The sequence below is a fragment of the Ornithinimicrobium murale genome (assembly GCF_003352835.1).
GTDB lineage: Bacteria > Actinomycetota > Actinomycetes > Actinomycetales > Dermatophilaceae > Ornithinicoccus > Ornithinicoccus muralis.
In genome coordinates, this window is sequence record NZ_QLVD01000004.1 from 47949 (window position 1) to 61578 (window position 13630).

Genomic DNA, 13630 nt, shown 5'->3' on the forward strand with positions numbered 1-13630 from the left:
CAGACTCGGGGGGTGAGCCCCACCGACGTCACCGCGACCTACCGGCTGCAGCTGCACGCCGGGTTCACGCTCGAGCACGCCCGCGAGGTGGTTCCCTACCTGGCGGCTCTCGGTGTCTCCCACGTCTACCTCTCGCCGGTGCTGACCGCAGTTCCCGGCAGCCAGCACGGTTATGACGTGCTGGACCACGGGTCCATCGACTCGGAGCTGGGTGGCCGCGACGCGCTCGAGCGGCTGGCCGCAGACTGTCACAGGGCGGGGTTGGGTGTCGTCGTGGACAGCGTCCCCAACCACATGGCCCTCACCGCCCCCGAGTGGGCCAACCGCCAGGTGTGGGAGGTGCTCCGCAGGGGCCGGCAGGCGGCCACCGCGCACTGGTTCGACGTCGACTGGGACGCACTGGGCGGCCGATTCGGTTTGCCCATCCTGGGAGCGCCCCTGGAGCAGGTGCTGGCCGACGGGCAGCTCGTGCTCGACACCGGTCGGCCGGAGGAGGGCCCGGCCGCGGGTGAGTCGGTCATCCGCTACTTCGAGCACGTCCTGCCGGTGGCCGGTGGCACGACTGGTCCGTCCGCCGGGGCGCACTCCGACCGGGACCTCGCCGACGTGCTGAGCCGGCAGCACTTCCTGCTCGCACACTGGCGGGACGCGGAGGCCACCCTCAACTACCGCCGGTTCTTCGAGGTGGACTCGCTGATCGGCGTGCGTGTCGAGGAGTCGGACGTCTTCGAGGACACCCACCGGCTGCTCCTCGACCTGCACCACTCCGGCGTCATCGACGGTTTCCGCATCGACCACCCGGACGGCCTGACAGACCCCGAGGCCTACCTGCGCCGGCTCACCCGGCAGTGCCGGCCCGGGACACCGATCTGGGTCGAGAAGATCCTGGAGGGCCCGGAGCGTCTGCCGCAGACCTGGGAGTGTGCCGGAACCACCGGCTACGACGCGCAGGCGGTGCTGCAGCGAGCCCTGGTCCCCGAGCGCACCGCCGAGACCATCGACGCAGCCTGGTCCGCCACCGGCGGTCAGCCGTCGCTGGCGGCCGTGGTGGAGGAGGCCAAGCAGCAGGCCGTGGACACCCTGCTCACCCCCGAGACGGCCCGCCTGCTGCGGCGGGCCCACGAGGCTCTCCCCGACGAGGACAGCGTGGCGCTGGCGTCCGCTCTGCGCGCGCTGCTGGTCGCTGTCGACGTCTACCGCGCCTACGTCCGGCCCGGGCGCGACACGGCGCCCGAGGCGGAGGCCCACCTCGTGGGGGCCATCGAGCAGGCCGCTGGCACGAGCGGGCAGCCCGACGTCGTCCAGCGGCTGGGCGAGGTGCTGTTGCGCCCCGACGGCTCCGCGGACCGCGCAGCCGCCCGCGACCTGGCCGTGCGCTTCCAGCAGGTCACCGGGCCGGTGATGGCCAAGGGCATCGAGGACACCGCCTTCTATCGCTGGCACCGTCTCGTCGCGCTCAACGAGGTCGGTGCCGACCCGGCGGCGCCACCGGGCACGGAGTCGTTGACCACGTGGGCGCGGCACCAGGTCGACCACTGGCCACGTGGCATGACGACCTTGTCCACCCACGACACGAAGCGCAGCGAGGACGTGCGCGCCCGGCTGCTTGCCGTGGCGGCCGACGCAGCTGCGTGGCGGGAGTGCTCTGAAGCCTTCGCGGGCGCCGCGTCCGAGCACGGGGTGGACGGGCCGACGGCTCACCTGCTCTGGCAGACGGTCGTCGGTGCCGCAGGTGACCCGGAGGCGGGCCACGGCCTGGAGCAGGAGCGCCTGGAGGCCTACCTGGTCAAGGCGATGCGCGAGGGCAAGGAACACACCCACTGGATCGCCGTCGACCAGGCCTACGAGGAGCGGGTGCTGTCCCTGGCGCGCGCCGCACTGGCCGACGGTCCGTTGCGGGAGGTCACCGACCGCGCGCTGGTCGCCAACCGCGGTCGGGTGCGCGTCGTCATACTGGCTCAGAAGCTGCTGCAGCTCACCCTGCCCGGGGTGCCCGACACCTATCAGGGCTGCGAGCTGGTTGACCTGTCGCTGGTCGACCCGGACAACCGGCGCCCGGTCGACTTCGCGGACCGGGCGGCCCGGCTGGACCGGCTCGATGCCGGGGGGACGGCGGTCGACCTGTCGGACGAAAAGCTGCTGATCACGGCCGCCACACTGCGGTTGCGGCGGCAGCGGCCAGTCTCCTTTGCCGGTGACTTCACCCTGCTGGAGACGGGAACCTCCCTGCTGGGCTACCGGCGCGGTGAGGACGTGGTCGTCCTGGCCGGACGGGCCCCCGAGGCCGATGGCACGCTGCCCCCGACGCAGGTCGCCCTGCCCGCCGGTGTCTGGGTCGACCGGTTCACCGGCACCCGACACGAGGGCAGCGTCAGCACCGGGGCCGTCCTGGCCACGCTGCCCGTGGCGCTCCTGGCCCGGGAGGAGCACGATAGGGGGTAGCTCCCGACAGACCCGGGGCGCGAGGCAAGGAGCGCCGATGGACATGGAGGACTTCCCGGCCTACCTGAAGCAGGTGCGTGCCCATCGCGCCGAGCTGCGGGAAGCCGTCCTGCGCGTGGAGGCCACGCTCGCGTCCCCGATCGCCCGGGGATCCGCCTGGCGGACCCGCGTCGCGGTGGCGCTCGCTCAGCTCGCCCGCGACTTCGAGGACCATGTCCACCTCACGGAGCGTCCCGGTGGCCTCTACGACAGTGCCCGGTCGACGCAGCCCCGGCTTGCGGCGACCGCCCGGCACCTGGTCGCTGAGCACGCTGCGCTGCGGGAGGCCATCGACACGTGCCTGGCCGACTTCACCGAGGGGGAGGACGACGCCGACCTGGAGCACCTGCGGGAGCGGGCCACCCACCTGATCGGCCAGCTGGTGCGCCACCGCCAGCGCGGCGGCGACCTGGTCTATGAGGCCTACGCCGTCGACCTCGGCGGGGAAGGGTAGGGAGTCGCAGGACGACGACACAATGGCATCATCGGCCCTGTGACGGATCAGCCGACCGGGCAACCGAGACAGTATGCCGTGTGGGCACCCCACGCCACGCACGTCGAGGTGGTCATCGGCCCCCCACCCGACCGAGCGCATGGTGAGGCGGGAAATGACCCCCACCGAGCGCGCCGGATGGCGCCGGCGGAGCGGCCGGGCTGGTGGGTGGCGCCGGTCGAGGACACCGACGACGGCCGCTACGCCTTCCGGCTCGATGGCGGGGACCCGCGGCCCGACCCACGCTCGCTCTCCCAGCCCGACGGGGTCCATGCGACCTCCGCCCTGGTGGACCTCTCGGCATACCAGTGGGGTGACTCGGACTGGACCGGCCAGCGGCTGGAGGGCGCCGTGCTCTACGAGCTCCACCTCGGGACCTTCACCGCGGAAGGCACCCTGGCGGCCGCGACCGAACGACTCGACCATCTGGTCGACCTCGGCGTCACCATGGTCTCCTTGATGCCGGTCGCGGCCTTCCCGGGGCGGCACGGGTGGGGTTATGACGGGGTGGCGCTCTTCGCGGTCCATGAGCCCTATGGGGGTGCGGCAGCCCTGCAGGCCTTCGTCGACGCAGCCCACCGCCGGGGGCTCGCGGTCTGCCTGGACGTCGTCTACAACCACCTCGGGCCGAGCGGCAACTACCTGGCCCAGTTCGGGCCGTACTTCACCGACCGGCACCAGACGCCGTGGGGGTCGGCGGTCAACCTCGACGGGCCGGGCAGCGACGAGGTCCGCCGCTTCGTGCTGGACAACGCGCGGATGTGGCTGCAGGACTTCCACCTCGACGCGCTGCGGCTGGATGCCGTGCACGCTCTGCACGACGAGCGGGCCGAGCACATCCTGGAGTCGCTCGCGACGCTGGCCGACGAGATCGCCGAGGAGACCGGGGTGCCGCGGAGCCTGATCGCCGAGTCCGACCGCAACGACCCCGCGACGGTGAGCCCACGCGGACCCGGTGGCGCTGGCGGGCTGGGCCTGAGCGGGCAGTGGGCCGATGACATTCACCACGCCCTGCACGTGGCGTTGTCGGGGGAGACACAGGGCTACTACGCCGACTTCGATGGATCCGAGGCCCTGGAGAAGGTGCTGACCCGCACCCCGTTCTTCCACGACGGCAGCCACTCCACCTTCCGGGGGCGAGGTCACGGGCGACCGGTGGACCTGGAGACCACGCCTCCCTGGCGTTTCGTCGCGTCCCTGCAGACGCACGACCAGGTGGGCAACCGGGCGAGCGGAGACCGCCTGTGCCACACCCTGACGACTGGTCAGGCCGCGATCGGTGCCGCCCTGCTGCTCACCGCTCCCTACACGCCGATGCTGTTCATGGGCGAGGAGTGGGGCGCGAGCACGCCGTGGCAGTTCTTCACTGACCACTCCGAACCTGAGCTCGTCGAAGGCATCCGCACCGGTCGCGCGCGCGAGTTTGCCGAGCACGGATGGTCGGCAGCAGTCCCGGACCCTCAGGACGAGGGCACGGTGGTCAACTCCCAGCTGCGCTGGGACGAGCTGTCCCAGGAACCGCACGCCGCACTGCTCGCCTGGCACCGCACACTGCTCCGGCTCCGAGGTGAGCTGCCCGATCTGCTGTCCAGCCCGCTGGAGGAGTCCTCGCTGACCCGCGACGACGGCGTGCTGGTGCTGACTCGTGGGAAGGTGCAGCTCGTGGCCAACCTCGCTGTTGCCCCCGCCCGGGTGAGGCTGCCGGTCCAGCCCGGCACACGGCATACGGCGGCGCAGTTCGGCGGGGCCGCGGTGGAGGGGGAGACGGTCACCCTCCCTGCCCATTCGGTGGTTGTGCTGTCTGCTGCCGGCTGAGCACTGATCGGGATACCTGGTCGCGGGGCGTCGGCCGCGTACCCTGGGGCGCGTGAGGTTCCACAAACCGATCCCCCTGCCGCCCGAGTCGATCGAGGCCAGCACGCCCGCGCCCGATCAGCTGGAGGCCGCCGAGATGGCCCACCGCAGTGCCGCAGTCCTGGTGGACCGCGGCCGGGCCAGTGACGATCCTGAGCTGCTGCAGCGTCTGGTCGAGCTGCCCCGCACGGTCGGGTTGCAGACGCTGGCCGAGGTGTGGTCTGCGCGTCCGGCCCGCACGCTGCCCGGCGCACTGTGGCGGCTCTATGTGCTCGATGAGTGGGTGCAGCGGTCGCCGGAGGCGGTGGCCCAGGCGTTCTCGGCCGGTGCGACGCACGCCGAGGTCTATCGGGTCATCTCGGGGGTCGTCGAGCCACCGCGGCCGGAGGACCTGCAGGAGCTGACCCACCAGATCCTCAACGGCGTCTATGAGGGTGACCTCGACGTGGCCCTGGAGCGGGCGGCGGCCTTCTGCCACGTCACCGCGACCGGACTGGCCGTGCTGCACGAGGGTGACGCGGAGTCCGCTCGCTCCGAGGAGTTGCGGCGTGCCGCGCGCTTGCAGGAGACCGCAGCGGACCTGCAGGCCTGCGCGAAGCTCTGGCTGCGTGGCGACCTGCACTGAGCCGGCTCGCACGCGCCAACCCGTCGAACGAACCGACCAGCGGCGAATGACCTGCTGCGATCCTGGGGCGGCGATGAGTTCTCGCTGCCCAGGTAGTCGACACCCGCATGAGCACTGTTGAACCCGAGTCCGCTGTCGACCTGCGCCCCGCCGCCGAACTCATGGCCACGGTGGTCCGCGGCGTGCGGGATGATCAGCTCGACGGGCCCACGCCCTGCACCGACTACACGGTCGGTGACCTGCTGGACCACGTGAGCGGCCTGTCCCTCGCCTTTGCGCAGGCCGCCCGCAAGGAGGCATCTGGTCCCGGCCCCTCCGCCGACTCGAGTCGACTGCCTCCGGACTGGCGGGAGGTCGTCCCCGGGCGGGTGCTGGCGCTGGCCGAGGCCTGGCGGGACCCGGAGTCGTGGTCCGGCCAGACGGCGGCCGGGGGCCTGGAGATGGACGGAGCGACGGCAGGACTGGTCGCCCTCGACGAGCTCGTGCTGCACGGTTGGGACCTGGCGGTCGCCACCGGACAGCCCTTCGACCCCGACCGGGCGAGTGTGGAGGGCGCCCAGGCCTTCGCTGCACAGTTCTCGGGACCGGGCACCGAGCAGATGCGCCGCGGCCTGTTCGGCACGGAAGTGGCAGCTCCGGCAGACGCGACGAGACTGGAGACGTTGCTCGCGATGGCCGGGCGGGACCCACGCGACCCGGCGTTCGTGACCCGCTGACCTGCGACTCCGGGTCTTCCTCCACAGGCGGGGAACAGTTTCGGGGCGGGAACGGTTAGCCTTGACCGTGTGCCGGGCCGCGGCAGCCCCGGGCTCCAACATTCGCCGCTACGAGCGGCCACGCGCCGAGAGGCGCTCCCGGCCCGGCACATCAATCTCTTGAGCGTCGCGTGGCGGGACGCCCGGACTGAGCGTCGCGTGCGGGACGCCCGGACGCAGGCCGTCGGCACCGGTGGCGGCGTCAGCACGGCAGGCATCCACCGTGTGATCAGCGGGTGTCGCAGTGTGGAACACAAGGTTTCGGATCGCTCCCGCCCTCTGCGTAGCATGTGCCGTGCGGCGGCGTCCCGTCGCGCCGGCAGACCCATGGGAGCAGACGAGTGCGCCTTCGCGTGACCCCGAGGACAGCGCCCTTCGTGGATGCGCTCTCACAACTGGCGATCCTGGTGCACAAGGGCACCCTTGCCGTGCGGGACACCCTCGGGGTCGACCTGCTCGCGCGCGGGGCCGAGCTGGAGCGGCTGCGGGTCCTGCACCGCGAGGCAGAGCGGGCACGCACGGATCTGCTCGAGCTGGCGCGGGAAACCTTCGTGACGCCCTTCGACCGCGGCGACATCCACCAGTTGACGGTCGCCCTCGCCGAGGTGGTGCGCCATCTGGAGCGCGCCGTCGACAGCGGCATCAAACACCGCGTGGACGACCTGCCCGACTCGATGACGGCCCTGATCGACGTGTTGCTGCGCATGGCCGAGCTGACGGCGGAGGCGCTCCCGGGGCTGCGCGACCTGGAGGGCATCGCAGGCTTTCCCATCGAGATGCGCCGGCTCGGTGTGCGTGCGGACCTGGCCAGGCGTGAGGTGCTGACCGAGGCGCTGGCCGCCCGTGCCGACCCCCTGCGTGCCGTCCGCCTCACCCTCGTGGTGGAGGAGCTCACGACCGCGATCCGCGACCTGGAGCGGGCTGCGACGGTCGTCGAGGGCATCGTCGTCAAGGAGTCCTGAGGGTGGACTGGCTCCCGGTCGCGCTGGTCATCGCGCTGGCCCTGATCTTCGCCTTCACCAACGGTTTTCACGACGCCTCGAACTCCGTGGCGACGGCGATCGCCACCCGTGCCCTCAGCCCGCGCATCGCGGTCACCATGGCGGCAGCCCTGAACCTGATCGGCGCCTTCCTCGGGGAGGGCATCGCCCGCACGATCGGGGAGAGCATCATCGTGCCGTCGTCCGGCAACGAGGGCCTGATCCTGATCGCCGCAGCGCTGATCGGTGCCGTCGCCTGGAACCTGCTCACCTGGTGGTGGGGCATGCCGTCCTCGTCCACCCACGCCCTCATCGGCGGTCTGACGGGGGCCGCGCTGGCTGCCGGGTCGACGGTGCTGTGGGCGGGCATCTGGACCGACGTCGTCCTGCCGATGCTGGTGTCGCCACTCGCGGGGCTGGTCGTGGCCTATCTCGCGATGCGGCTGCTCATCCGGCTCGTCGGGCACAACCGGCGGCAGGGCGTGGACCGGGACATGCGCCGCGCGCAGGTAGCCTCAGCGGGCGCGATGGCCCTGGGCCACGGTCTGCAGGCCGCGGCCAAGACCATGGGTGTGGTCGTCCTCGCTCTGACCGCCTCGGGGCACGGGGGAGGGGCGGGCGTCCCCTGGGAGGTCATGGTGGCCTCCGCTGTGGCCCTGGCGGCCGGGACGTATGCCGGGGGCTGGCGGATCATGAGAACGCTGGGCAGGCGGATCATCACTCCCGCACCGGAGCCGGCCCAGGGGATGGTCGCCGAGGCCTCGGCCGCCATGGTGCTGTATCTCGCTGCGGTGGGCCACGCCCCCGTCTCGACGACGCACACGGTCACCTCGGCCATACTGGGCACGGGACTGACGGGCCGCGCCTCGGCCATCCGGTGGGGCGTGATCCGCCGGATCGTGCTCACCTGGGTGCTCACCTTCCCCGCAGCGGCCGGCCTGGCAGCCCTGTTGTGCTCAGCCGTCCTGGCGCTCTGACCTCGGGGAACGTGACTGAGAACACACCGGTGCATGGCAGATTCAAATGTCATTCACCTGGCGTTCACCCAGCACGCCCGATTGGGTCACGTCCTCTCCCTAGCCTTCAGCGAGGTTGGCAACGCCGCCAGCACGCAGACTGCGCGAACGCTGCAGGTCGCGTGCCACCTCACTCCTGACAGCAAGAGAGGCAACACCGTGAAGCTGAACCGCTTTGGTTCCACCGTCGCGATCGCGATGGCCGCGTCCCTGGTCCTGACCGCCTGCGGCGGCGACGAGGAGGGCGACGACACCACCAGCGCCGAGGAGACCACCGAGGAGGAGGCCGCTGAGGAGGAGGTCACCGAGGAGGAGGCCGACGACAGCGAGGCTCCGGCCGAGGATGGCGGGGAGACCGACGCTCCGGCAGCCGGTGGCGAGTACACCCCGGCCGAGGGCCTGTCCGGCAACCTGGTGGGCGCTGGCGCGTCCTCGCAGAGCGCCGCTGTCACTGCCTGGATTGCCGGCTACAACGGGGTCCAGCCCGACGTCGCAGTGCAGTACGACCCGGTGGGTTCCGGCTCCGGTCGTGACCAGCTCATCGCTGGCGCCACCGACTTCGCCGGCTCAGACGCCGCGCTGGATGAGGAAGAGGCTGAGGCTGTCAAGGAGGTCTGCGGGCCCGACGGTGCGATGCACCTGCCGCTGTACATCTCTCCGGTCGCCATTCCCTACAACCTGCCGGGTGTCGACGCGCTGAACCTCTCCCCGACCGTTCTGGCGCAGATCTTCAACCAGGAGATCACCACCTGGAATGACGAGGCCATCGCCGCGGACAACCCGGACGCGGACCTGCCGGACACCGACATCACCGTCGTGAACCGCTCGGATGAGTCGGGCACCACGGAGAACTTCATGGAGTACCTGACTGCTGCGGCTCCGGACGCATGGCCGCACGAGGTCAGCGGTGACTGGCCGGTCTCCGGTGGCGAGGCCGCCGCTCAGACCCAGGGTGTCATGCAGGTCGTGAACGCGACGGAGGGCGCCATCGGCTACGCCGACGCCTCCGCCGTCACGGGCCAGTCGGCTTCCATCGGTGTGGGTGACGAGTTCGTCCCCTTCTCCCCGGAGGCAGCTGCCAAGGTTGTTGACGCCTCCGATCCCGTCGAGGGCAGCGCCGAGGGCGACCTGGCCCTGGAGCTGGCACGCGACACCACGGAGTCGGGCGCCTACCCGATCGTCCTGGTCTCCTACCACGTCGTCTGCAAGTCCTATGACGACGCCAACCGCGCGGACCTGGTCAAGGACTACGTCGGCTACGTTGCCTCGGTCGACGGCCAGCAGGCGTCGGCGGACGCCGCCGGCTCGGCCCCGATCTCGGAGGACATGCGCAGCCAGGTCAACGCTTCCCTCGAGCTCATCCAGGGTGGCTGACCTGCTTCACTGTGAGTGATCGCGCCGGCGGTCGTCATCGATAACATCGACGACGACCGCCGACGTGGTGTGATCACCTGGATAAGCCAAAGCACCGCGTGAGGAAGAAGCACCGATGACAGCACCACCCGACGAGCCGCGGGGCGATCACGACCCGACCGCGACCTCCGGGTCCGTGGCGACCCGCCCACCAGACTCTCCCGGCACAACCAGGCCGAAGGCCCGTGCGACGAGACGTCCCGGCGACGTCGTCTTCAGCGGTTTGTCCCTGGCATCGGGCCTCATCATCCTGCTGATCCTGGTGCTGGTCGCTGTCTTCCTCATCCAGCAGGGCTGGCCGGCGTTCACCGCCGACAGCGAGGAGATCAGCGGTGGCGAGGGATTCTTCGGCTACATCTGGCCCTTGGTCGCCGGCACCGTCGTCGCGTCGATCATCGCCATGGTCGTTGCCACCCCGATCGCGGTGGGCATCGCGCTGTTTGTGTCGCACTATGCCCCGCGAAGGATCGGGGTCGTCATCGGGTTCGTCGTGGACCTGCTGGCGGCTGTGCCCTCGGTCGTGTTCGGCATGTGGGGTCTGCAGACCTTTGCCCCGCAGTTCGTTCCTCTCTTCGGCTGGCTCGAGGACACGCTCAGCTTCCTGCCCTTCTTCGAGGACGGCTCGGCCACGGGGCGCACCCTGATGACCGCTTCCCTGGTGCTCGCTGTGATGATCCTCCCGATCATCACCAGCGTCTCCCGCGAGGTCTTCCTCCAGACCCCCCGCCTGCACGAGGAGGCCGCCCTGGCCCTCGGAGCGACCAAGTGGGAGATGATCCGCACAGCGGTGATCCCCTTCGGCACCCCCGGCGTCATCGGCGGCGTCATGCTCGGTCTCGGGCGGGCGCTCGGAGAAACGATGGCCGTCACCCTGATCCTCTCGCCCGGCGCGTTCACCTGGAACATCATCGGCAGCGGCAACAACACCATCCCCGCCGAGATCGCGCTGAACTTCCCGGAGGCCTCCGGGCTTCGGCTTGCTGAGCTGATCGCCGCCGGTCTGGTGCTCTTCGTGATCACCCTCATCGTGAACCTGTTTGCCCGCTGGATCGTTGCGAAGCGGTCCGAGTTCTCCGGAGCCAACTGATGACGACGCCGACCCAGTCACCCGACCACGACATCCACCACGCCCGGTTGGACGACGTCCAGGGCATCGAACCCTCACCCGTGCGCCCGACGAGCAGCCGCGCACAGTGGTTGGCCGGCGTCGGTGCCATCGTGCTGTTCGCCGTGCTCTGGCAGGTGCTGGACCTGCACCTGGCGCTCGCAGTGTCCATCAGCTACCTGCTGTTCCTGGCCGCTGTCTACCTTGTCTACCGCTCGGCCGGCGGCCGCCGCGTTGGGCTGGACATCATCGTCCGTTGGCTGGTCTATGGCGCGTTCACCCTCGCCATCCTGCCGTTGATCTCGCTGCTGTGGACCGTCATCAGCGAGGGGCTCCCGGTTGCCTTCTCGCCCAGCTTCTGGACCGAGGACATGACCGGCATCACCGGGCTGGATGACCAGGCCTACATGGAGGGCACCGCCTCACTCGCTGGTGGAGCAGGCCACGCCATCGTGGGCACCCTGATGATCACGGGTGCTGCCACCCTGATCTCGGTGCCGATCGGCATGTTCACGGCGATCTACCTCGTGGAGTACGGCCGCAACAACCGGCTGTCCCGCGGTATCCGTTTCATGGTGGACGTGATGACCGGCATCCCATCGATCGTGGCCGGTCTGTTTGCCTTCGCCCTGTTCGTCCAGATCCTCGGGCCACGCGACGCCAAGATGGGGGTCGCCGGTGCTATCGCACTGTCGGTCCTGATGATTCCGACCGTGGTGCGCAACAGCGAGGAGATGCTGCGCATCGTGCCCAACGAACTGCGGGAGGCCTCCCTGGCCCTCGGAGTGCCGAAGTGGCGCACCATCGCCAAGGTGGTTCTGCCCACCGCGGCCTCCGGGCTCGCGTCGGGCATCACCCTGGCCATCGCCCGCGTCATCGGAGAAACGGCGCCCCTGCTCGTGGCCGTCGGGTTCGCCCGCAACTGGAACCTCGACATGATGACCGGACCGATGAACTCCCTCGCTGTCTACACCTACGACATCTTCACCAAGCCGTTGAACCCGGCGATCATCGACCCGAGCCGAGAGCGCGCGTGGGCTGCCGCGCTGCTGCTCGTGCTCATCGTGGTGGGCCTGAACCTCCTGGCCCGCCTCATCGCCAAGCTCTTCGCGCCGAAGTCCCGCTGATCCAGGAGATACTGAGCCACATGTCAAAACGCATCGACGTCAAGAACCTCGACATCTTCTACGGCGACTTCCAGGCCGTGAAGGACGTCAGCATGGTGATCGAGCCCAAGTCGGTCACCGCCTTCATCGGCCCGTCCGGCTGCGGCAAGTCGACCTTCATCCGCACGCTCAATCGGATGCACGAGGTGATCCCTGGCGCCCGGGTCGAAGGAGAGGTGCTCATCGACGGACAGAACCTCTATGGCCGTGGTGTCGACCCCGTCGACGTGCGACGCCAGGTCGGGATGGTCTTCCAGCGCCCCAACCCGTTCCCGACCATGTCGATCAGGGACAACGTGCTCGCCGGCGTCAAGCTCAACAGCAAGCGCATGTCGGGCAAGGCCGCCGACGAACTCGCCGAGCGCGCCCTGCGCGGTGCCAACCTGTGGAACGAGGTCAAGGACCGCCTCGACAAGCCCGGATCGGGTCTGTCGGGTGGCCAGCAGCAGCGGCTGTGCATCGCCCGCGCCATCGCGGTCCAGCCAGAGGTGATCCTGATGGACGAGCCGTGCTCGGCCCTGGACCCGATCTCGACCCTGGCGATCGAGGACCTCATCAACGAGCTGAAGTCCGACTACACCGTCGTCATCGTCACCCACAACATGCAGCAGGCGGCACGCGTCTCGGACCGGACCGGCTTCTTCAACCTGGAGGCCACCGGCCAGCCCGGTCAGCTGGTCGAGTTCGACGACACGCAGAAGATCTTCAACAACCCCTCACAGAAGGCGACGGAGGACTACATCTCCGGCCGCTTCGGCTGACCAGGGCAACCGGTTCAGGAGGAGGGCCGGTGGCGCTCCACCTGGATCACCCGGGCAGCCTTGCCGTTGCCAGTGAGCTGGACAGCCAGCACCTCACCCTTGTCCAGCCCGGTCCTGGCCAGGCGGGTCAGCATGCGCTCAGCATTCCCGGCGGGAGCCCGACCGGCCAGGTGGTTCAGCAGGTCGGGCAGCACCGGCCCGTGCGTGCACAGCGCCGCGTCCTCCGCCCGGGCCAGCACCTTGCGGAGGTGCTTGGTCGCCTTGGCCGACCCCTCGGCATACCCCTCCTCCGAGAGTCCCCCACGCTCGGTGAGCGACACTCCGGAGTGGGTGGCATAGGGACGGAGCGTGTCAGCGCAACGGACCGACGGCGAGGTCAACAGGTGTGCTGGGCGGTAGGACCGTAACAACGCGATGATGCGCTGGGAGCGTCGCACCCCGGCCGGAGTGAGTGGGCGCTCGCGGTCGGACCCCTTCCAGGCGCCGCGCCCCACAGCAGCAGCATGCCGGACGACGAGCAGGTTCCAGGTGTCGAGCTCGCCGGCCTCGTGCGCCTCGTGGGCCGCGTCCAACTGCTCTCGGTCTCTCCGGTAGGTCAGTCGCTGCCGGGCCTCGGTCACCCCCAGCCAACTGACCTCGTCGATCTCGTGCTCCAGTTCGCCGTTGCCACCGCAGACAGTCGCGGCCCAGTAACGGACCTGCTTGAGCTGGGGGTGGCCGTCCTTGGTGCCCAGGCCGTACCACGAGTCGGGCAGGGGCGGGCCCAGCCGCACCTCAAGACCCGTCTCCTCCAGGGTCTCCCGAGTGGCGGCCACCGCCCACTCCTCTCCGCGCTCGAGCTTGCCCTTGGGCCAGGACCAGTCGTTGTAGCGCGGGCGGTGGACGAGCGCGAACTCCAGCGTGCCGTTGCGCACACGCCACGGCAGGACACCGGCGGCGCGCACGAGGACGGCACGTTCGGATTGGGTAGCCACGTGAGTC

General features: G+C 70.1%; 12 protein-coding genes. 11 read left to right on the top strand and 1 reads right to left on the bottom strand.

Translation table 11 applies throughout. The features are described 5' to 3' along the window. The first annotated feature begins 12 nt into the window (after positions 1 to 12). The 11 genes from treY (at position 13) to pstB (ending at position 12649) form a co-directional block, all read left to right on the top strand. Positions 13 to 2442, top strand: a complete 2430-nt coding sequence (gene treY / locus DPQ65_RS01545; protein ID WP_114905633.1) for a malto-oligosyltrehalose synthase — start codon at positions 13 to 15, stop codon at positions 2440 to 2442. A gap of 37 nt (positions 2443 to 2479) precedes the next feature. Further along, complete coding sequence (locus tag DPQ65_RS01550; protein ID WP_114905634.1) at positions 2480 to 2935, top strand: hypothetical protein; 456 nt, start codon at positions 2480 to 2482, stop codon at positions 2933 to 2935. A 78-nt stretch (positions 2936 to 3013) separates the two neighbouring features. Beyond that, the gene (gene treZ, locus DPQ65_RS01555; protein WP_114905727.1) at positions 3014 to 4789 is read left to right on the top strand and encodes a malto-oligosyltrehalose trehalohydrolase; all 1776 of its coding nucleotides are present in this window, start codon (positions 3014 to 3016) and stop codon (positions 4787 to 4789) included. 52 nt (positions 4790 to 4841) lie between these two features. Then, a complete protein-coding gene (locus DPQ65_RS01560) occupies positions 4842 to 5453 on the top strand; it encodes a hypothetical protein (RefSeq protein ID WP_238146612.1) in 612 nt (203 codons plus the stop codon). Between the two features lie 107 nt (positions 5454 to 5560). Then, entirely contained in the window at positions 5561 to 6169 is a 609-nt protein-coding gene (locus tag DPQ65_RS01565; protein WP_114905636.1) for a TIGR03086 family metal-binding protein, read from the top strand. A 392-nt stretch (positions 6170 to 6561) separates the two neighbouring features. Beyond that, positions 6562 to 7170: a DUF47 domain-containing protein gene (locus DPQ65_RS01570; RefSeq protein WP_162801957.1), complete on the top strand. Its 609-nt coding sequence runs from the start codon at positions 6562 to 6564 to the stop codon at positions 7168 to 7170. A gap of 2 nt (positions 7171 to 7172) precedes the next feature. Continuing rightward, positions 7173 to 8165: an inorganic phosphate transporter gene (locus DPQ65_RS01575; protein ID WP_114905638.1), complete on the top strand. Its 993-nt coding sequence runs from the start codon at positions 7173 to 7175 to the stop codon at positions 8163 to 8165. A gap of 33 nt (positions 8166 to 8198) precedes the next feature. Next, positions 8199 to 9578: a phosphate ABC transporter substrate-binding protein PstS gene (gene pstS / locus DPQ65_RS01580; protein WP_238146613.1), complete on the top strand. Its 1380-nt coding sequence runs from the start codon at positions 8199 to 8201 to the stop codon at positions 9576 to 9578. A 115-nt stretch (positions 9579 to 9693) separates the two neighbouring features. Then, positions 9694 to 10704 (top strand): phosphate ABC transporter permease subunit PstC, encoded by a 1011-nt coding sequence (gene pstC / locus DPQ65_RS01585; RefSeq protein WP_114905639.1) that lies wholly within the window; start codon positions 9694 to 9696, stop codon positions 10702 to 10704. After that, entirely contained in the window at positions 10704 to 11849 is a 1146-nt protein-coding gene (gene pstA, locus DPQ65_RS01590; protein ID WP_114905640.1) for a phosphate ABC transporter permease PstA, read from the top strand. The genes pstC and pstA overlap by 1 nt, the downstream gene beginning before the upstream one ends. Positions 11850 to 11869: 20 nt before the next feature. Further along, entirely contained in the window at positions 11870 to 12649 is a 780-nt protein-coding gene (gene pstB / locus DPQ65_RS01595; protein WP_114905641.1) for a phosphate ABC transporter ATP-binding protein PstB, read from the top strand. 14 nt (positions 12650 to 12663) lie between these two features. Here the strand turns inward: pstB and DPQ65_RS01600 are convergent, their stop codons facing one another. Continuing rightward, positions 12664 to 13623: an NUDIX hydrolase gene (locus tag DPQ65_RS01600; RefSeq protein ID WP_114905642.1), complete on the bottom strand. Its 960-nt coding sequence runs from the start codon at positions 13621 to 13623 to the stop codon at positions 12664 to 12666. Positions 13624 to 13630 lie beyond the last annotated feature (7 nt).